Consider the following 18,515-nt stretch of genomic DNA (forward strand, 5'->3'; position numbering starts at 1 on the left):
GCGCGTTCCCTATTGGGGACGCGCTTTTAACTATTTATCGACTACTTTGAAATCGATTTCGGCATGTATTTCGTAGTTTGTCTTTGCGCCATCAGCCGTTTCAGTGAAAAAGTCGGCATAACCGTTGACGACGTAATAACCCCGGGGAAATTGATTACTTGTAAGTTGTTTCATAAACTCAATATAGCGATCATCATCCTGATCGCTGTAAGCACCGCTGCCGGCATACTGCTCGCGAAGAGGCTCACCTTTCGTGAGGGTTGTCGTCAGCAATGGCTCGATCATGGGGTAATCCAGTTGATAGCCGCGTGTCTTTTCTTCCATCGGAAAAAAGAACGCAGAACCGGCGTGGAAAATATCGATGCTGTCTTCCTCGCCGATATATTCAAGTTCGGCATAAAGCTCTACAGGGCCTCCGCTCTCATATTCTTCTTTTTCGGAAACAAGGCGGTAAATAAAATCACCTTCGGTTGAAGAGGCTTCTGTATTCTTGACTGAAAAATCATCAATGGAAGCAGTGGTGCCGGAATAGGTCTCTTCATCCGTGCCGCAGGCGGTGAGCATCAATAACATTAATGAGAAGAGAAGAAAGTTGTAAAATTTCATTTTAAAACACCCCTCTTTATTGAAGAAGACGTAGATGGAGGCGGAAAAGTTACAGAATTGGGTGGAGAGTGAGATTTTTAGCGAAGGCACAAAATTCAACACTATAACCTGAACCATCTGACGGTTTCCGTCTCAGGGAATGTTTTTCCAAGCAGCCCTTCATTATTCCATCGTATCTTCCGGACGCCAGCCCTGTTGCAGCTCACGGATCGACAACCCAAAAGTCATTTCGAGATGGGGATAATCCTTGAACCGGTTCCAGTCCCCACCCCAGTCAAAGCCGAGGTCCTTGCCGATTTCCGCCACTTCAAACCAGTCGGACCGGCCATTGCCGTTACCGTCGCGTTCAATATCCCAGACGACCGAACCATCGTCGAGTTTTAAAGCGAAATCAATGGCGAGCCCGTAATTATGATATGATTCGCCGGGTTCAGCATAAGTCACGATATTACCGCCTGAAGTGCGTCCTTGCTGGTGCAGTGCATCCTGTTCCTCGAAAGAACGGAAACCGTCTGTGATGACGATATCGATGCCGATTTCCTCGGCTTCCTCCACCAGTTCGCGGCTTTTCTCCGCCACAATCGGATGCAGGGAATCAGGCAATGGGCGGGATTCCAATTCTTCACGGAATTCAATTTCACGCTGAATCCAAATAAACAAAAAACCGCCCAGGAGTAAAAGGAAAAGTATTGTAAATGCGGTTTTTGCGTGTTTCACTATCCATCACCTCTTATAGGTTTTATTTTATCAAAAATCGTTGGAACAGTATCCTCTGAAAGAATTTGGTACGATAGAAGCAATAACGTTAAGGAGGAATACATATGGTAATAGAGTTGATGAAATCGCATGCTTCAGTGCGCAATTATAAAGAAAAACAATTAACAAGAGAAGAAGTGGAAGAACTGATCGGAGCAGCGCAATATGCGGCGACTTCACATTTCGTCCAGGCTTATTCAGTGGTTTGGGTGACAGATCCGGAGAAACGCCGGAAACTTGGCGAACTCTCGAAAAATCCGAAACAGATGGAAGGCGCCGGCGCAGTGTTCCTGATGTGCGCAGATTACAACCGCTTGAAGCACGCTGTTGAAATGCAAGGGGAGTCGATTGTATACGACCAGGCTGAAAATCTGTTGGTCGCTGTTACGGATGTCGGCTTGCTGGCACAGAATCTGGCGCTTGCAGCGGAATCGAAAGGTTACGGCATCTGCTATATCGGCGGCGTCCGCAATAATATGGAAGCCATCAGCGAACTGGTCGGCTTGCCGGAAGGCGTTTTCCCTGTTTACGGTTTGACGGTCGGCGTACCGAATGAAAGCAATGGCGTGAAACCGCGCTTGCCGGTGGAAGCGATTCTTCATGAAAATGATTACGATGAGAAGAAATACGAAACAATCCTGCCTGAATACGACAAGAACATCCAGGAATATTACGGAAGCCGTGGCTCCAATCAGAAGACAGCGAGTTGGTCACAGCAAATGGCTAATTTCTTGAATAAACCGCACCGTCCGGACATTAAAGAAGTATTGGCGAAAAAAGGATATAGTTTCAAATAATCTCCAAGGAGGGCGATACGATGAAACTTGCGATATTCGGAGCAACGGGAAGAGTCGGGAGCGAAATCCTGAAGCGTGCTTTGGAAGATGGGCACCAGGTTACGGCGCTGCAACGTTCTCCCAAGCTCGACAAACACCCGAATCTCGAAACGGTATTCGGCAATGTAAGAGAAGGGAAAGACGTTGAACGCACAATTGCTGGGGCGGATGCTGTCTTCAGCGCATTGGGAACTGATAAGACGACAACTTTAACGGATGCTTTGCCGTTCATCATCGAATCAATGGAACGACATGGCATCAAACGGATAATTACCATCGGGACAGCCGGCATCCTGAACAGCCGGCTTGAAGAAGGCAAGCTCCGCTACCAGGGGGGCGACTCGAACCGGAAAATGACATTCGCAGCCGAAGAGCACGAAAAAGCTTTTCGCCTGCTGGAGCAAACGGATCTGGAATGGACCATCGTCTGTCCGACATATTTGCCGGACGGCGAAGCGAAAGGCGGATACCGCGTCGAAAAAGACTTTCTTCCTGAAGGCGGCAAGGAAATCAGCACCAGCGACACCGGGGAATTCGCCTATCAGCAATTAGAGGATTCCGCTTTTGTCCGAAGCCGTGTGGGTATAGCTTATTGATGACGAAGCAGTCTGCGATTTTGGGGCTGTTTTTTGTTTATGCCCAACTTTGGTTGGAATACGCCCAACTTTGCATGAAATATGCCCAACTTCGCTCAGAATACGCCCAACTCGCCAAAACAGCCGAAAAAACCGCCCAGGCATTAAGTGCCTGGGCGGTTTTTCGATTCTGGTTTTATTAAGCTGTAACATCCCGTTTGCTGAACGTCAGATAGCTGATCGCCATGAAAATAAGGAAATACACAATCAGTACGATCACGGACATCGTCATCGTAATATCCTCAACCGGCATGAAGCCTGTATAATATTGCGTCAGATCTGTATGGGTAAAGAGGTAGTATTTAACGATTTCATAATCTGCCAGCAGGAAAACTGCTTGGATACCTGTGAACATCAGGAAGATCGACAAGCCGATGGCAAGCGAGCTGGAGCGGAAAACGGTGCCCAGCATAAAGGCGAATGTGCCGATGATCCAAACGCTCGCAAAACTAAGCGCAAGCATTTTAAGTCCTTCCAGCCAGAACGATCTTTCGACAACTTCTGAACCGTTCCATGTAAGGAACGTACCGTCACCGATGCCAAAAAAGATCAATCCAGCGAGTGCAGTCACGATGAATAATACAACCGCCAGCAGAATCGCATACAACATTGTTGCGATATATTTTGAGGTTAAAATCTTCCAGCGTTTCACCGGGCGCGTCAGCAGCATCTTGATGGTTCCCTGTGAAAATTCAGCAGCGACAATGCCGCCGGCGATTATGACAGTAAACAATGTGACAACCGACATCATAATATGCGAATCAATGACGCTTTGCTGCATACTGTCGTAATTATAAGGAGGCAGATCGTTCTCGAGGCGGTGCTCGGAAATGGCTACTTCTCCTTCATAATACTCGCGCTGCGCATCACTCAAGCTGGGATTTTCCAGCATGCTTAGGTTATAAGCCATTTCACTGGCTTCCACTTGCTCCCAGCTTTCCGTGTTGTTCATGTCCATCGCATTATCTACCCATTTTGTAATGGCAGCTGAAGCCAATAGAATGATGGCCAGTAAAATGATCATGATCCAGGAGGATTTACGGCTCCATAATTTCATCCATTCATTTTGTGTGAGCTTGAGCAATATCTCCACCTCCTGTCATTTCCAGGAATTGATCTTCCAAAGTCGCCTTGAAAGGCTGGACCGCAAAGATTGAAATGTTCGCGTTCACGAGGATTTTCACTGCCCCGGGAATGTGTTCCGCTTCTGTTTCGACCAATAATCCACCTTCAAATTGAGAAACAGGAAAGCCGATGCCAGCGAGTATTTCTTCCGCTGCAGCCAAAGGTTCAACTTTGAAATGGAAGCGGGATTGCTGAAGCTCTTTGACATTTTTGATATCGATCAATTCACCATTTTGGATAATGGCGATCCTGTCACATAATAATTCGATTTCCGACAATAAATGGCTGGAAACGAAAACAGCTACGCCGTTCTCACGCGCGATTTTCTGCAAATACAACCGGAATTCCCGGATGCCCGCAGGGTCGAGTCCGTTGGTGGGTTCATCGAGAATCAGGAATTTCGGGTTATGAAGAAGGGCCTGCGCCAAGCCGAGGCGCTGCCGCATCCCGAGTGAATACGAACCGACTTTTTCATTGATGCGATTTTTCATGCCAACCTGCAGAATAACTTCATCAATTCGTTTTTTCGAAATGCCTTTATGCATTCTCGAAAAATGGAGCAGGTTCTTATAACCCGACATGTATTTATACATCTCCGGGTTTTCGACGATTACGCCCACTTTTTCGATGCTTTTTTCGAAACTGTGCTTCACCGATTTTCCATCGATCAGCACATCGCCTTCTGAAGGCTTCATCAAACCGACCATCATCCGGATCGTCGTCGTTTTACCGGCTCCGTTGGGACCCAGAAATCCGGTGATCTGGCCTTTGTATAAATCGAGATTCAAGTTCTTGATGATCCTCTTGTTGCCGATTGTCTTTGACAGATTTTTAATCTGCACCAATGGCTTTTCACTCATCCTGCTGCACCTGCTTTCGTCTCTTTTGTCATCCACTCCACTGTATCCATTCCCGTTTCTCCGTGGATCTCATCCAAATGCCTGTGTGCCAAAACCTTGCCGCCTTTCAATAGGACCAATTCATCGAGGAGAATTTCCACTTCACGGATTTCATGCGTCGACAGGATTAATGTTTGGCGTTCGAGGTCTGTGAACCGGATCAATCCTTTGATCAAATCGCTCCGCACCATCGGGTCGAGACCGGAGAATGGTTCGTCCATTAAATAATAACGGCTTTCACGCCCTAAAGTTGCAGCCAATTTTGCCCGTCCGCGCATTCCTTTGGACAGGTTTTTCATTTTTGAAGAAAGTGGCACTTCCAGGAAATCCAATACTTCCTTTGCCTTTGTTTCATTGAAATCGGCGAACTGGCTCTTATAATAGGAAAATAATAGTCTGACTATAAAAATGGTACGCTGATGCAATATTGATTGCAATAGAATTTCCAAATAAATGTCTAATGAACCGCCAAAGGGGGAAAGGAGGTGTAAACAGCTTTAATGTGGGAGGAATTACAATGAAGGAATTGCAGGATAAAGAGCAGATATTGATCGCTTATTATGCACAGTATTTCAAAGGTGCCACATTGGAAGATATAAAAAAACTGGATAAGCGGCTGTCTGATGCGGTAGGGGAAGATCGCTACAATAAAGCGATGAAGGAATTGGAAGATGAAGGTCTCGTGTTCGGCATCGAAAAAGCGGAAGCCCGCAAAAAGGAAGACGGGGTGGACAGTCCGATGGCCACCAATGAAGGAATGTTATATGTAAACAACGCCTTGAACCTTCAGTCGGAGTCCGTAGAAGACCATCAATTGGATTATCTAGAGAATAATTTGAAGACGAGCGGTCTCGAATTCACGCTCAAGCCCGTAGAAGAATATGTAATGGAAGTCATTCAGGAGCAGGCAGATAAAAAGCCGAACGAAAACTCGCCTTAAATACAAAAGAAGCATCCTCCAAAAAAATGGGGGATGCTTCTTTTCATCCTAATTCTAAAACGAAAAACGCCAGGAAAATCGTAAGTACGACAATCGTGTTGATGACCATGCCGGTTTTTCTGCTGACATCGTAATCGAGTGCCGGAAAGCGCTCGGCGATTTTCATCCCGCCGACAATCAGTCCGACCAGGACGAGCAAGTTGAGTATGATGTGCATATCGTAGACGTGGACATCGATATAGCGCACCAGTATGACGGAAAACGCTAAAATGATGCCGTTGACAATGTGGATTCTTTTCATAGTAGCTCCTTCAATTCGTTTTCAAGATAGGGTTTTGCTGATAGCATTCCGGTAAACTGGCGGTATCGTTCCAATTGGCCTTCTGCCGGTTTCCGTCCTGTTTTATAGGCGCGGATCAGAATGTTCTTCGGCGTATGCTCCATGTCGATAAACTCCATCAATTGTGTTTCGTAGCCGACAAGTGACAGCAGTTCAGCGCGGATGGAATCGGTCGCCAAAGCGCTGAAACGTTCTTTGATCAAGCCGTGCTGCAGCATGATGCCGAGTTCCGGCGCATCAATCTGGTGATTTAGTTCGCTTTGGCAGCAAGGCACGCTTAATATGACTTTCGCGTTCCACTTAACCGCCCGGGACAGCGCCATATCTGTTGCGGTGTCGCAAGCGTGCAACGTAACCACCATATCGACTGAGGACTCTTCGTTGTAATCATTGATGTCTCCCACAAGAAACTCCAATTGCTCATAATTCAAGTCTTCCGCAATCCCGCGGCATTCTTCGATGACTTCTTTTTTCAGGTCGAGGCCAGTCACCCGAAGGTCAAGTCCTTTTTCCACCCGCAGGTAATGATACAGCGCGAATGTCAGATACGATTTCCCGGATCCGAAATCGAGAATACGCACCGTCCGGTCTTTTGGAAGATGGACCAGAGCGTCGTCGATGAATTCGATGAACCGGTTGATCTGGCGGAACTTATCGTATTTCTGCTTTTTGACGCTGCCATCCGGATTCTGTACTCCGAGGCGCACAAGAAATGGATAGGGAATGCCGTCTTCAAGCAAATACTGCTTCTTGCGGTTATGTGTTAGCTGAGCTTTTGTTTTTTCTGTTGCTTCGGTTTTCCAGCTTACTTTGAATTTTTTTGAAAGCTGAATCTGAACTTTTTCTTCAGTGAACTGGAAAAGCCCCTGGCGAAATTCTTCGAATAAATTCTCCAGTTCTGCCTCTGCTTCTTCCACAGTCATGTTTTTGTGCTTCAGCACATGCTCATGCTGGTATTCGAATTGTATATGGTAGCTGTTTTTAATTTCAACAGGCTTAATTTTAACACGCTTTAAATCATTCGATTTCTGACGCGGCTGGCTGATTGTCGCAGAAACAAGTTCCTGCTGGCTGAGGCGATCAGCCAGGTTTTGATGCATTTCTTGTAATTCCATTGCAGTTCCTTTCCTGTTTCATGATAGAACAAGTTTATCATGGAATTCGTTAAATGAGACAGCAGCTGTTTTACGGAATATCGACGAGTAAATTCATTGTTTCTATCTTTAACCATTTAAATAATTTTGAATTTTATGATAACATAATAAAGAGTTTGAAAACGTTTACAACATGGGGGTATGGAAATGGCGATTTTACAGCAGACAGTAGGAGAAGTGGTCCGAGAGCGGGCAGCTCTTCATCCTGGAACCGAAGCTTATGTTTATCCAGAATACGGCATCCGTAAAACCTATAAGGAATTTGATGAAGAAACGGACAGGCTGGCTAAAGCTTTTATTGGCATCGGTATTGAAAAAGGCGAACATGTCGCCATTTGGTCGGATAATAAGCGTGAGTGGCTGTTGAGCCAATTTGCCACCGGGAAGATGGGCGGCGTGCTGGTGACCGTCAATACGAGCTACCAATCGAGCGAATTGGAATACCTGCTGAAGCAATCTGATTCGACAACGCTGATTTTAGGCGAAGAATTTAAAGGGAGCAACTATATCGATATTATTAATACAGTATGTCCGGAGCTCAAGAATTCCCAAAAAGGAAGAGTCCAAAGCGCTGAACTGCCAAAATTCAAGCGGGTCATCGTGATGAGCGAAAATCAGTATCCGGGAATTTTTACATGGAGTGAATTCGAAGCTTTCGCAAATGACGTCTCCGATGAGCAATTGGAAGACCGGTTCCAATCGATGGATCCGGATGACGTTATCAATATCCAATACACTTCCGGTACAACCGGTTTCCCGAAAGGAGTTATGCTGACACATCTGAATGTCGTGAATAACGGCAAACTGGTCGGCGATACGATGAACCTGACGGAACAAGACCGGTTATGCATTCCGGTGCCTTTCTTCCATTGTTTCGGCTGCGTTCTTGGAACGATGGCAGCTGTCACGCATTCAACCACAATGGTCATCGCGGAACAGTTTGAACCGAAACGAGTGCTGCAGATGGTGCAGGATGAGAAATGCACCGGATTGCACGGTGTGCCGACCATGTTTATTGCGGAGCTGAATCATCCTGATTTCGCGTCGTTCGATACATCGACTCTCCGGACGGGCATCATGGCCGGTTCACCGTGTCCGATCGAAGTGATGAAAAAAGTGATCAGTGATATGGGTGCAACGGAAATCACCATTGCCTACGGCCAGACGGAATCTTCGCCGGTCATCACCCAAACCCGCGCAGATGACGACATCGAGAAGCGCGTTTCGACTGTCGGCAAACCGCATGCAGAAGTTGAAGTGAAAATCATCGATCCCGCAACAGGTGAAACTGTGCCTGCTGGTGTGCCGGGTGAATTGTGCACACGCGGCTACCATATAATGAAGGGATATTATCAAAACGAAGAAGCGACTAAAAATGCAATTGACCCCGAAGGCTGGCTGCATACAGGCGACATAGCCGTAGAGGATGAAGATGGTTATATCGCCATAACCGGCCGGATTAAAGACATGGTCATCCGCGGAGGAGAAAATATTTATCCGCGTGAAATCGAAGAATTTTTGTACAGCCATTCCGCTATTCAGGATGTTCAGGTAGTCGGTGTGCCGGATCCGAAATACGGAGAAGAGCTGATGGCCTGGATCATTTTAAAAGAAGGAGAAAGCTTGGATGCGGAAGAGCTTCGTGATTATTGCATGGGGAAAATTTCACGCCATAAAATCCCCCGCTATTTTGAATTCACCAAAGAATATCCAATGACAGCATCCGGTAAAATTCAGAAATTCAAACTGCGCGAACTGTCGGTGGAACTTACGCAGAAGAGCGAGGTATAAGGATTCCACTTTAAGCCATATTGGGAATCGAAGGCAAAAAGGCGCCGCAAAAAAGTGCGGCGCCTTTTTCTGTGATGAAAACAGTGAAAATTTGTTTAATTGAAGTAAATACAGGGGAAACTGATAGAGTAACAAATATCTTGAATGCAGGATATTTAACTGAACTGTATCTGCCACGGGAAAACTTATCTAAGGAGAGATGTTCAAAATGGCAAATGTGAAACTGGCAATCATTTATTACAGCTCGACAGGGACAAACTACCAATTGGCCAGATGGGCTGAAGAAGCGGCTAAGGAAACAGGGGCAGAAGTGAAGGTTGCGAAAGTGAGAGAAAATGCACCGGATGCAGCAATCGATTCCAACCCAGCCTGGCGTGAACATTATAATGCAACAAAGGATGTGCCGACAGCAGAAGTCGATCTGCTGGAATGGGCAGACGCTATCATTTTCAGCGTACCGACGCGTTTCGGCCATGTATCTTCTCAGGTGCAGCAATACCTGGATACGACTGGCGGCTTGTGGGCACAAGGGAAGTTGGCAAACAAAGTAGTCAGTGCAATGACTTCCGCACAAAATGCCCATGGTGGACAGGAAGCGACAATTCTTGGTTTGTATACGTCCATGTTCCATTGGGGCGCAATTGTGGCGGCACCAGGATACGCAGATCCGGTTCTCTTTAAAGGCGGCGGGAATCCATATGGTACAAGCGTATCAGTCGATCAGGAAGGCAATATGGTTGAAGACGTTCAAGGTGCCGTCGCGTATCAGGCGAAACACACTGTTGAAGTGGCTCAGTGGATTAAGAATGGCCAAGGCCAGCAATAAAGCAGGAGAAAATGGTAAGCAGGTGGGCTTAATAAATCCTCGCCTGCTTTTTCTTCTTTTAACGTAATTTTTACCCCAACGATTTAAAAAGGTGATGTTTTGCCACCAGGCGAATGGAGCGATTCAGATGTTTTGGACTACTCTAATTTATATAATCGGTTTTGTAATCATTCATTTATTCTCTAAATATATGAAATTTCTTAAGGTCGTTCCCCGCAGCCGTTTTTTATCTGTGGCTGGGGGTATTTCAGTAGCTTACGTATTTTTGCATTTACTGCCGGAGCTCGGCCATTTCCAAAGTGAACTTGTAGGAGAACTGGAAGGCGGGACTTGGGCTTTTATTGAAAGCCATATCTATATAGTTGCGATGATCGGACTTGCTATTTTTTATGGACTGGAAGTTATGGTCAAAAAGTCGAAGAAAGGTAAAGATGGTCAAGTGAGGGGAGGATCAGGAGTTTTCTGGGTCCATATTGGAACCTTCACACTGTACAATTCGCTGATTGGATATTTACTGGTCCATGATCATTTTGAAAATAGCTGGGGAACTTTCTTTTATTTTATTGCGATGGGTTTGCACTTTATAACAAATGACAAGGCGCTGCGAACTTCCCACGAGGACGATTATGACAAATACGGCAGATGGCTGCTGACAGCTGCGATTGTCATCGGCTGGATGGTCGGTATTTTCACAGAAGTAGCGGATGTCGTAGTTTCCTTCCTTGTAGCACTGCTGGCGGGGGGAGTTATTTTGAATGTAATGAAGGAAGAACTGCCGGAAGAACGGGAAAGCAGTTTCCTGTCATTTAGCATCGGAATGGTGTCGTATTCAGTTTTACTTCTATTCATATAAAAATAGCAAATAGATAGCAATTTCTCACTAGTTAGAGTATAATTCAATCCATATTAATAGGTACTATAGTATAAGCCTTTCAAACTACTATACTATGAGGTGGCCGAAATGGTTAAAGAAGAGGAAAGAGTCGTTTTCGTATATGAACTGGATAAATTACGGCATGAATATCGAAAATGCGCTGACCTCTCAATGCGCGAGCAAATCAGAGAGGATATAGTCCTGCTTCAAAATGTGATTTCGAATTCTGAAACTGAAACTGATGGACAAATTAATATGTTTTAAAAAACCCGCAAATTTCAAATGTTGCGGGTTTTTTATATGCAACAGAATATTTTATTGCCCGGGAAATAATACATGGGCAGTTTGTGAACAAGGCTGTAACAATATAGCCGATTACCCCCTTGCCGGCAGGCGCACAGAACGGATTATATGCCGCTATGCTTTATAATAAAAGTATACGAATGGAGAGGAAGAGCGGCATGAAAGACTTGAAACAACTGGCTTTCGAACAGAAAAACAGTATAAGCCTGCTGATTGTGATGTCTGTCCTGAGAGGGGCGGCTATGATTGGTCAGGCTGTATTTTTCGTTCTTGTTGTAGACGGTGTCTTTATAAAAGATAAAGATTTTGGAGAGATAACTCTATTTTTGTTCGGACTTTTGCTTGCGATTATCGTTCGTTCTGCTGCCGGTTATCTTATCGGGCGGACAGGCGTCGATATGGCGGCTGCTATAAAAAAACAGCTTCGTTTAAAGTTGATCAATTCGTTCAAGGAAGATCCGTTGCTATCTTCGACTGAGAGCCATTCTGGACAAAAAGTCAGCTTGGTATTGGATGCAGTCGATGAAACAGATGGCTTTTTCAGTAAATACATCCCTCAACTCATCCAAAGCTATATTATCCCGATTATGCTCCTGGCGGCGATTATATCCCAGAACTGGACGACGGGCCTGATCATTTTAGTGACAGCTCCGTTTATACCGGTATTCATGGCAATAGTTGGTAAGCGGACAAAAGAAAAAGCGGATGAAAAGATGGATCAGCTGAATAGATTCTCCGGCACTTTTTTGGATATTCTGCAGGGGCTGACAACGCTGCGTCTTTTCGGACAGGGTGAAAAACAAAAAGACAAAATAGAAGAAAGCAGCAAAAACTTCCGAGATTCAACCGTGGATGTTTTGAAATCGGCATTCCTGTCTTCTTTGACGCTTGAATACATTTCAATGTTGAGCATCGGCATTATCGCACTGGAAGTCGGCTTGCGGCTGGTCGTTTTTGATAATCTCAGCTTTTTCAGTGCATTCCTAATCATGATTCTGGTTCCCGACTTCTTTACAATGCTGAAAGATTTCGGCAGTGCGTTCCATACAGCGCGGGGAAGTGTATCGGCAGCACAAATGATGGAGGAAGAATTTTCGAAAGAACGCAAACGGGTAGTGTGGGGAGAAACTGAACTGGCAGAAGGGAAAGTACCACATCTCAGTTTGGAAAACCTTCATTTTGCATATAATCCGCAATTCGAGTTGCGTGATGTTTCGATAGATATTGAGCCATACAGCAAAATTGCTGTCATTGGCAAAAGCGGGTCAGGAAAAACTACATTAATGCACCTCATTGCAGGACTGCTGCCAATCAAAGAAGGCGATATTTTGATTGATGGAAAACCTCGTGAGGAAATAGAGGAATCCTCCTGGTTTAAACAAATCAGTTATATTTCCCAGTCTCCGTACCTGTTTGCCGGTACCATTAAAGAGAATATCGCAATCGGTGCCGATAGGGAGACAAGCCAGAAAGAAATAGATGAAGCTGCAGAAAAAGCGGGTATTTCCGATTTGATCGCCTCTTTGCCGCAAGGTTATGAAACAGGGGTTGGAGAAGGGGGGCGCGGTTTATCGGGTGGAGAAAAACAGCGGATTGCCCTGGCCCGTGCCTTTTTGAAAAAGCCGACCATCATCTTGTTTGATGAACCGACTACAGGCCTTGATCTGCAGACTGAACGTATATTACAGCAGTCAATTGAAGAACTATCACGTTACGCAACAGTTATAACGGTTGCGCATAGATTGCACACAATCCGTAATTCCGACCGCATTATTTTTCTTGAAAATGGTAAAGTGGCAGCTGCCGGTACACACGAAGAACTTGCGGCAAACTTCGAACCTTACCGGAATCGTCTGCCGCTTCCACAAGGAGGTGCATCCCGATGAATGAATTAGTACAAGTGCTGAAATTAACTTTGCATGAAAAAAGGGATGTTGCACTGGCAATCATCTTTGGGGTGCTTGCAGGGCTGGCAAGTGTGGCATTACTGGCCTCGAGCGGTTACTTGATCTCAAAGGCGGCATTGACCGGCCAACTGACTGTGTTAATAGTGATTGGTGCCTGTTTGAAGCTGTTCGGTCTTGGTTCAGCGGTTAGCCGGTATTCAGAGCGATTGTTTTCGCACAGAGCAACCTTTACGATGCTGGGAAATTTGAGAGTTTCGTTTTTTGAAAGACTTTCACCTTTGGCACCGGAACTCTACAGCAAATACAGAAGCGGAGATTTACTGGCAAGAATTATCGGTGACGTTGAGAGCCTGCAGAATTTCTTGCTTCGGGTCTTTTATCCGCCAATCGTGCTTCTGTTGGTTTTTACAGGAACGATTCTCTTCACGCTGTACTTTTCAATTTACACAGCTATTCTGCTTGCGGTTGGATACCTTTTGACTGCAGTAGTTGTTCCAGCATATTTTGCTTGGCGGAAACGCCGTCGGAATTGGAGAACGCGGGAGAGCAGGGGAGCTTTATCCGCAGAAGCAGCTGAGTTTCTTTACGGCTTCCGTGATTTGAAAGTTTACAGACAGCTGGCCGGCAAAGAACAGCAATTGGCGGAGCTGGTTGAATCCTATAATGAAGAACAGCGAAACGAAGGGAAGGAAGAAGTATACAGCCAATCCGCAAATGGATTCATCGCCCTTCTGATTTCTTTGGCTATTCTGGCGAGCGGTGCTTATTTTACAGCCGCGGGAGAGTTGGAAGGTTTATATCTTGCCATGCTTGTGATGATTTCGCTGGGCGTTTTTGAGAACATGGCGCCCATGGCTGCCTTTCCGGCTCATTTTGAAGAAAGCCGAAAAGCGGCAGTGCGGCTGGACTCTGTCGTTGCTGAAAAGCCGCGAGAGAAAGGAAGTGATGAACTTCCAGAAGGGCCGCTCACCATTTCAGCGAAGAACGTGGGTTATATGTTCCCAAATGAACAACGGCTGGCGGTGGAAGATATCACAATCGATTTTCCGGCAGGCAGCAAGACTGCAATTGTTGGACCGAGTGGCTCAGGCAAATCTACTTTGCTGGCTGTGTTAATGGATATTCTTCCGGCGCGGGATGGCCAGGTGCTATTCAATGGCGTTAGTGCCGAAGAATTTTCACAGGAAAATATATGGCGCAGCTTAAATGTGGTGCTGCAGGAAAACCACTTTTTCCAAGGTACCCTCCGGAGCAACTTGCAGATTGCCGATCCATCCGCAAATGATAAACAGATGACAGCGGCTTTGGAAAGAGTCGAACTCGGAAGATTCTCGCTTGCAATGGAAGTTGAAGAAAAAGGGCAAAATCTTTCCGGTGGCGAGAGACAGCGATTGGCAATAGCGAGAGCCTTATTAAAAAAAGGCGATATTTGGATGTTGGATGAACCGGTTTCTTCTGTCGATTCTGAAACGGGGCAATTGATTTATGAACGCTTATTTGATGACCATCCTGACAAAACGTTCATTGTGGTCAGCCACGATTTAACTGGACTCGAGAAAATGGATCAAATCATTGTACTTGAGAATGGCAGATTGATTGAAAATGGTTCATATGATGAATTGATGCGAAGCAAAGGCTATTTTTATGGGTTGAAGGAAATTGAACAGCAGGTCATGGCATAATAAAAAGCCGCCAAAAAAATTTTGGCGGCTCAGAAGTTGAAAGGCAAAGCTGGTATCAGCTTTGCCTTTTTATTTTGCTAAAAAATCCTGTTCCTTTTTCGCGTCTTCCAGTCTCATCTGTTCCAGTTCCAACCGTAATTTCTGCGTTTCAATAACGTAATTTTCATGCTTCAGCTTTTCCAATTCGACTTCACTTTCAATCATTTTATGCTTCAGCTTGGTCTGGGTTTCCAAGTGCGATGTGATGATCGCGGCTAACGGTATGGAAAAAATCATAATGACTGCAACCAGATAAATCATGGAATCCACCTCTTTTTATAGTGTGTAAAGAAAGTAATCCTTTTAAGTCAATGGGATTTTGAAAGAATTATCCCTTGTCATGTTATGTATTCGCATTTTATCTTACAATACCCTGCTTATTTGGAAAGGAAACTCACCCGGAAATAACATACATGACAAGTGTCATGTATAAATCCATGCGTTTATGACTTATTCATAATTATTATTTTTACTATTATTAGGTTAATAAGTTATCCGGACGCAGAATGTCCGCATAAGGAGGAAGAATGATGAGCAAAGAAAAAACAGCGCAACTCCGAAAATTCGTAAAACCTTTTGAACAGGCAGATGTAAAAGCAAGTGTACGGCAATTGGTGAATACGATTCCCCCATTCATCATCGCATGGACTTTGGCTTATCTGGCTCTTGACGTTTCAATCTGGCTGACAATCGCATTATCATTTGTAGCAGCAGGATTTGTAGTAAGAACATTCATCATTTTCCATGACTGCACACACGGTTCTTTCTTTAAAAACAAAAAAGCGAATGCTATTGTCGGAACAATCACTGGAATCATGACGTTATTCGCGTTTGAAAAATGGAAACGGGAACATACAATTCACCATGCTTCGAGTGGTAACCTTGATAAACGCGGAGTCGGCGACATCTGGGTTATGACAATCGATGAATATGTCGAAGCTTCTAAATGGGAACGTTTCAAATACCGCATGTACCGTAATCCACTGGTCATGTTCGGATTCGGACCATTGTTCCTTGTATTGATTTCGAGTCGTTTCAACCGTAAAGATGCTCGCAAGAAAGAGCGTAATAACACATATTTGATCAATATCTCGTTAGTCGTGATCTATTCACTGCTTATTTGGGCAATCGGCTGGCAGGCATTCCTAATCGTACAAGGTACAACAATGTTCGTTGCCGGAGCATTTGGCATTTGGTTGTTCTATGTACAGCACACATTCGAAGATTCATATTTTGAAGATGAAAGCGAATGGGATTATGTGAAAGCAGCTGTAGAAGGAAGCTCTTATTATCAACTTCCGAAAGTATTGCAATGGGTTACAGGAAACATCGGTTTCCACCATGTCCATCACTTGAGCCCGCGTGTTCCGAACTATAATTTGGAAAAAGCGCATGAATCAACTCCGCCGCTTCAGCAGGCAACGACGATCAATATTAAGTCAAGCCTTAAGTCATTGCGTTACAAAGTATACGATGCAAAAAACAAAACCTTTGTAACATTTGGCGACATCAAGCATCTTCTGAATGATTCCAAGAAGACAGCTGCCAACTAAAGTTCGAAAAGCCATTCCTCAGCGGAATGGTTTTTTCTTTTAATCAGATTTTGGTATGATGGATAATAATAGCAATACGAGGAGGAGCTTATGCAAAGCTGGTATCAATTATTTCCGAAAAACCCGTGGCTCAGTCTTTACGCGTGGGTTATCTTTTGTATTTTGCCTTTCTTCTTCCTTTTTCGGTCATCGTCGGTAATTGAAATATCGATTGGGATTGCCCTTTTAGGCTTGTTCTTTTTGGCCTACCGTTTATCCATAAACTCGAATAGCGGTTTTGTATATGTATGGGTAAGTGTAGAAATGGCTGTAAACATCATTTTGACCTTTCTTTTCGGCTATATTTATTTGGCCATTTTTGTAGCATTTTTTATTGGTAATATCCGCAATAAAATCGGTTTCTTCATCATTTACGGCATCCATATCGGAACGACCATTGCAACAGTCGCTTTTGGCATTGCTTTCCACAGCAATCTCTTCATGACGCAGCTGCCGTTTGTCGTGCTGACGATTCTTGGGGTCATCCTGTTGCCGTTTAATACGTATAACCGCAATAAACGCGAAAAGCTGGAAGGCCAGCTGGAAGACGCGAACAAGCGGATTTCGCAATTGGTTATTATAGAAGAACGAGAGCGGATTGCACGTGATCTTCACGACACACTCGGACAAAAACTTTCGTTAATCGGATTGAAAAGCGATTTGGCGAGTAAGTTGATTTACCGGGATCCGGAAGCTGCGCTGAATGAAATCAATGATGTCAGACAGACAGCGCGTACAGCCTTAAAGGAAGTACGCGAATTGGTATCAGATATGCGGGGTACAAAAATTGAAGACGAATTGCTGCGGGTGCAGCAGATTCTGAAAGCAGCTGAAATCGATTTCGTCTTGTACGGAAGCCCGAAACTTAAAAATACGCCTTTGCTGGTGGAGAATGTTCTCAGCATGTGTCTGAAAGAAGCGGTCAACAATGTCGTCAAGCACAGCCAGGCGACAAGGTGTACTGTTCTTATCAAACAGACGGCGCAGGAAGTATTGGTTCAGGTGCAGGATGACGGCATCGGTTTGCCCGAAACAGGCGGCTTCATGCAGGGGAATGGCTTGGCAGGGATGAGGGAGCGGCTTGAATTCATCAATGGTTCTGCTGATATTAAAGGTGTGGAGGGGATGACTTTGAACATTCGGGTGCCTAATGTGATTCTTTATAATTCCAAGGGGGAGATGGCATGATTCGAATCGTACTCGCTGAAGACCAGCGTATGATGCTCGGAGCTCTGGGTTCTTTGCTCGATTTGGAAGAGGATATGGAAGTTGTCGGAATGGCTTCGAATGGCCAGGAAGCAATCGATCTTGTAGCGAATCTGAATCCGGATATTTGCATCATGGACATTGAAATGCCGATGAAAAGCGGCCTGGATGCTGCTGAACACCTTAAAGAACATCCATGCAAAGTAATCATCCTGACGACTTTCGCCCGGTCCGGTTATTTTGAACGTGCCCGAAACGCGGGTGTCAGCGGTTATCTTCTGAAAGACAGCCCAAGTGAAGATCTCGCCACCTCGATACGCAGTATCATGTCTGGACGGCGCATCTATGCTCCTGAACTTGTCGACCTTGTTTATGCAGGAGACAATCCCCTGACGGAGCGGGAAAGAGAAGTAATGGAATTGATTGCGCAAGGGCGCAGCACCAATGAAATTGCAAAGGAAATGTTCATTACTTCCGGTACGGTCCGTAATTATATTTCCACTATCCTTGATAAATTGGAAGTCGGAAATCGGATTGAAGCGATATCACGCTTCAAAGAAAAAGGCTGGTTCAAGTAAAAGGCCGCTGTCAATCGACAGCGGCTTTTTTGTGCATGGTTTTTACTAGTCTTCATATAATGTATCCTGCAGTTCCCCGGAATTTGAGTAAATATGCAATTCGCCGTGGTTCTTGGTTACATAACGTTTTGCTTCATCCATTAATTCTTCTTTTGTTTCCTCGATTAAAATCGCTTTCTTGCTGTCTTTTTTCTTCAACTGCCAGCCATCATCGTGTGATCGGATTTCATAAACCGGGTGTTCTTTGTCTCCTTCCACATATTTTTGGGCTTGGGCTGTGGCAATCGAAATTGCTCTTCCTTCTTCGTAATTATCTTCGAGCAATGCGTTGGCAATTTCAATTGCTTTGTTACGTACATCAGGGTTTAAGTTCTTGAAAGAATCCGGATAATCGTCTTTATTCCATGGCACAATAATCGCCTCCTT

At 44.9% G+C, this 18,515-nt stretch carries 22 protein-coding genes; 13 read left to right on the forward strand and 9 right to left on the reverse strand.

Translation table 11 applies throughout. From position 1 onward, the window contains the following. Nucleotides 1-30: 30 nt before the first annotated feature. Both DP120_RS12760 and DP120_RS12765 read right to left on the reverse strand, forming a co-directional pair. On the reverse strand, nucleotides 31-606 hold the full coding sequence (locus tag DP120_RS12760) for a hypothetical protein (RefSeq protein WP_233785984.1): 576 nt from the start codon (nucleotides 604-606) through the stop codon (nucleotides 31-33). Between the two features lie 162 nt (nucleotides 607-768). Further along, nucleotides 769-1,323, reverse strand: coding sequence for a M15 family metallopeptidase (locus tag DP120_RS12765; RefSeq protein WP_112224065.1), 555 nt, complete (start codon nucleotides 1,321-1,323; stop codon nucleotides 769-771). A gap of 104 nt (nucleotides 1,324-1,427) precedes the next feature. On the opposite strand from DP120_RS12765, the gene nfsA reads away from it, so the two are divergent. Genes nfsA through DP120_RS12780 form a run of 3 tightly spaced genes read left to right on the forward strand, consistent with a single transcriptional unit; the run spans nucleotide 1,428 to nucleotide 2,976 of the window. After that, nucleotides 1,428-2,159: an oxygen-insensitive NADPH nitroreductase gene (gene nfsA, locus DP120_RS12770; protein ID WP_112224066.1), complete on the forward strand. Its 732-nt coding sequence runs from the start codon at nucleotides 1,428-1,430 to the stop codon at nucleotides 2,157-2,159. A 20-nt stretch (nucleotides 2,160-2,179) separates the two neighbouring features. Next, on the forward strand, nucleotides 2,180-2,794 hold the full coding sequence (locus DP120_RS12775) for an NAD(P)-dependent oxidoreductase (protein ID WP_112224067.1): 615 nt from the start codon (nucleotides 2,180-2,182) through the stop codon (nucleotides 2,792-2,794). Next, the gene (locus tag DP120_RS12780) at nucleotides 2,794-2,976 is read left to right on the forward strand and encodes a hypothetical protein (RefSeq protein WP_112224068.1); all 183 of its coding nucleotides are present in this window, start codon (nucleotides 2,794-2,796) and stop codon (nucleotides 2,974-2,976) included. The genes DP120_RS12775 and DP120_RS12780 overlap by 1 nt, the downstream gene beginning before the upstream one ends. Here the strand turns inward: DP120_RS12780 and DP120_RS12785 are convergent. Genes DP120_RS12785 through DP120_RS12795 form a run of 3 tightly spaced genes read right to left on the reverse strand, consistent with a single transcriptional unit; the run spans nucleotide 2,973 to nucleotide 5,282 of the window. Next, nucleotides 2,973-3,917 carry an ABC transporter permease gene (locus DP120_RS12785; RefSeq protein ID WP_112224069.1) on the reverse strand — a complete coding sequence of 315 codons (945 nt, stop codon included), beginning with the start codon at nucleotides 3,915-3,917 and terminating at the stop codon, nucleotides 2,973-2,975. The genes DP120_RS12780 and DP120_RS12785 overlap by 4 nt on opposite strands. Continuing rightward, nucleotides 3,895-4,818: an ABC transporter ATP-binding protein gene (locus tag DP120_RS12790; protein ID WP_112224070.1), complete on the reverse strand. Its 924-nt coding sequence runs from the start codon at nucleotides 4,816-4,818 to the stop codon at nucleotides 3,895-3,897. Before DP120_RS12790 ends, DP120_RS12785 begins: the two co-directional genes overlap by 23 nt. Continuing rightward, nucleotides 4,815-5,282, reverse strand: a complete 468-nt coding sequence (locus DP120_RS12795) for an ATP-binding cassette domain-containing protein (protein WP_205854547.1) — start codon at nucleotides 5,280-5,282, stop codon at nucleotides 4,815-4,817. Before DP120_RS12795 ends, DP120_RS12790 begins: the two co-directional genes overlap by 4 nt. Nucleotides 5,283-5,374: 92 nt before the next feature. Between DP120_RS12795 and DP120_RS12800 the strand changes: the two genes are divergently transcribed. Next, nucleotides 5,375-5,797, forward strand: coding sequence for a hypothetical protein (locus tag DP120_RS12800; RefSeq protein ID WP_112224071.1), 423 nt, complete (start codon nucleotides 5,375-5,377; stop codon nucleotides 5,795-5,797). A gap of 43 nt (nucleotides 5,798-5,840) precedes the next feature. Here the strand turns inward: DP120_RS12800 and DP120_RS12805 are convergent, their stop codons facing one another. Further along, the gene (locus DP120_RS12805; protein WP_112224072.1) at nucleotides 5,841-6,098 is read right to left on the reverse strand and encodes a hypothetical protein; all 258 of its coding nucleotides are present in this window, start codon (nucleotides 6,096-6,098) and stop codon (nucleotides 5,841-5,843) included. Beyond that, entirely contained in the window at nucleotides 6,095-7,252 is a 1,158-nt protein-coding gene (locus DP120_RS12810; RefSeq protein ID WP_112224073.1) for a class I SAM-dependent methyltransferase, read from the reverse strand. The genes DP120_RS12805 and DP120_RS12810 overlap by 4 nt, the downstream gene beginning before the upstream one ends. Nucleotides 7,253-7,438: 186 nt before the next feature. Here DP120_RS12810 and DP120_RS12815 point away from each other — a divergent pair, with 186 nt between their 5' ends. The 6 genes from DP120_RS12815 (at nucleotide 7,439) to cydC (ending at nucleotide 14,674) form a co-directional block, all read left to right on the forward strand. Then, the gene (locus tag DP120_RS12815) at nucleotides 7,439-9,082 is read left to right on the forward strand and encodes an AMP-binding protein (RefSeq protein WP_205854548.1); all 1,644 of its coding nucleotides are present in this window, start codon (nucleotides 7,439-7,441) and stop codon (nucleotides 9,080-9,082) included. Between the two features lie 20 nt (nucleotides 9,083-9,102). Next, nucleotides 9,103-9,303: a hypothetical protein gene (locus DP120_RS12820; RefSeq protein ID WP_112224074.1), complete on the forward strand. Its 201-nt coding sequence runs from the start codon at nucleotides 9,103-9,105 to the stop codon at nucleotides 9,301-9,303. Continuing rightward, a complete protein-coding gene (gene wrbA / locus DP120_RS12825; protein ID WP_112224075.1) occupies nucleotides 9,291-9,908 on the forward strand; it encodes an NAD(P)H:quinone oxidoreductase in 618 nt (205 codons plus the stop codon). Before DP120_RS12820 ends, wrbA begins: the two co-directional genes overlap by 13 nt. A gap of 190 nt (nucleotides 9,909-10,098) precedes the next feature. Then, entirely contained in the window at nucleotides 10,099-10,761 is a 663-nt protein-coding gene (locus tag DP120_RS12830) for a hypothetical protein (RefSeq protein ID WP_338066471.1), read from the forward strand. A gap of 482 nt (nucleotides 10,762-11,243) precedes the next feature. Further along, nucleotides 11,244-12,971, forward strand: a complete 1,728-nt coding sequence (gene cydD / locus DP120_RS12835; RefSeq protein WP_112224077.1) for a thiol reductant ABC exporter subunit CydD — start codon at nucleotides 11,244-11,246, stop codon at nucleotides 12,969-12,971. Then, nucleotides 12,968-14,674 (forward strand): thiol reductant ABC exporter subunit CydC, encoded by a 1,707-nt coding sequence (gene cydC / locus DP120_RS12840; protein ID WP_112224078.1) that lies wholly within the window; start codon nucleotides 12,968-12,970, stop codon nucleotides 14,672-14,674. The genes cydD and cydC overlap by 4 nt, the downstream gene beginning before the upstream one ends. 69 nt (nucleotides 14,675-14,743) lie before the next feature. Here cydC and DP120_RS12845 read toward each other — a convergent pair whose 3' ends face one another. Next, nucleotides 14,744-14,974: a hypothetical protein gene (locus DP120_RS12845; protein ID WP_084243114.1), complete on the reverse strand. Its 231-nt coding sequence runs from the start codon at nucleotides 14,972-14,974 to the stop codon at nucleotides 14,744-14,746. Between the two features lie 269 nt (nucleotides 14,975-15,243). Between DP120_RS12845 and desA the strand changes: the two genes are divergently transcribed. From desA to DP120_RS12860, 3 genes are all read left to right on the forward strand, one after another. After that, a complete protein-coding gene (desA, locus tag DP120_RS12850) occupies nucleotides 15,244-16,266 on the forward strand; it encodes a Delta(5) desaturase DesA (RefSeq protein ID WP_112224079.1) in 1,023 nt (340 codons plus the stop codon). Between the two features lie 90 nt (nucleotides 16,267-16,356). After that, on the forward strand, nucleotides 16,357-17,493 hold the full coding sequence (locus DP120_RS12855; protein WP_112224080.1) for a sensor histidine kinase: 1,137 nt from the start codon (nucleotides 16,357-16,359) through the stop codon (nucleotides 17,491-17,493). Then, entirely contained in the window at nucleotides 17,490-18,089 is a 600-nt protein-coding gene (locus DP120_RS12860) for a response regulator transcription factor (protein ID WP_112224081.1), read from the forward strand. Before DP120_RS12855 ends, DP120_RS12860 begins: the two co-directional genes overlap by 4 nt. Before the next feature lie 45 nt (nucleotides 18,090-18,134). Here the strand turns inward: DP120_RS12860 and DP120_RS12865 are convergent, their stop codons facing one another. Next, nucleotides 18,135-18,500 (reverse strand): DUF2188 domain-containing protein, encoded by a 366-nt coding sequence (locus tag DP120_RS12865; RefSeq protein WP_112224082.1) that lies wholly within the window; start codon nucleotides 18,498-18,500, stop codon nucleotides 18,135-18,137. Nucleotides 18,501-18,515: the final 15 nt, after the last annotated feature.

The organism is Planococcus halotolerans (assembly GCF_003289955.1).
GTDB lineage: Bacteria > Bacillota > Bacilli > Bacillales_A > Planococcaceae > Planococcus > Planococcus halotolerans.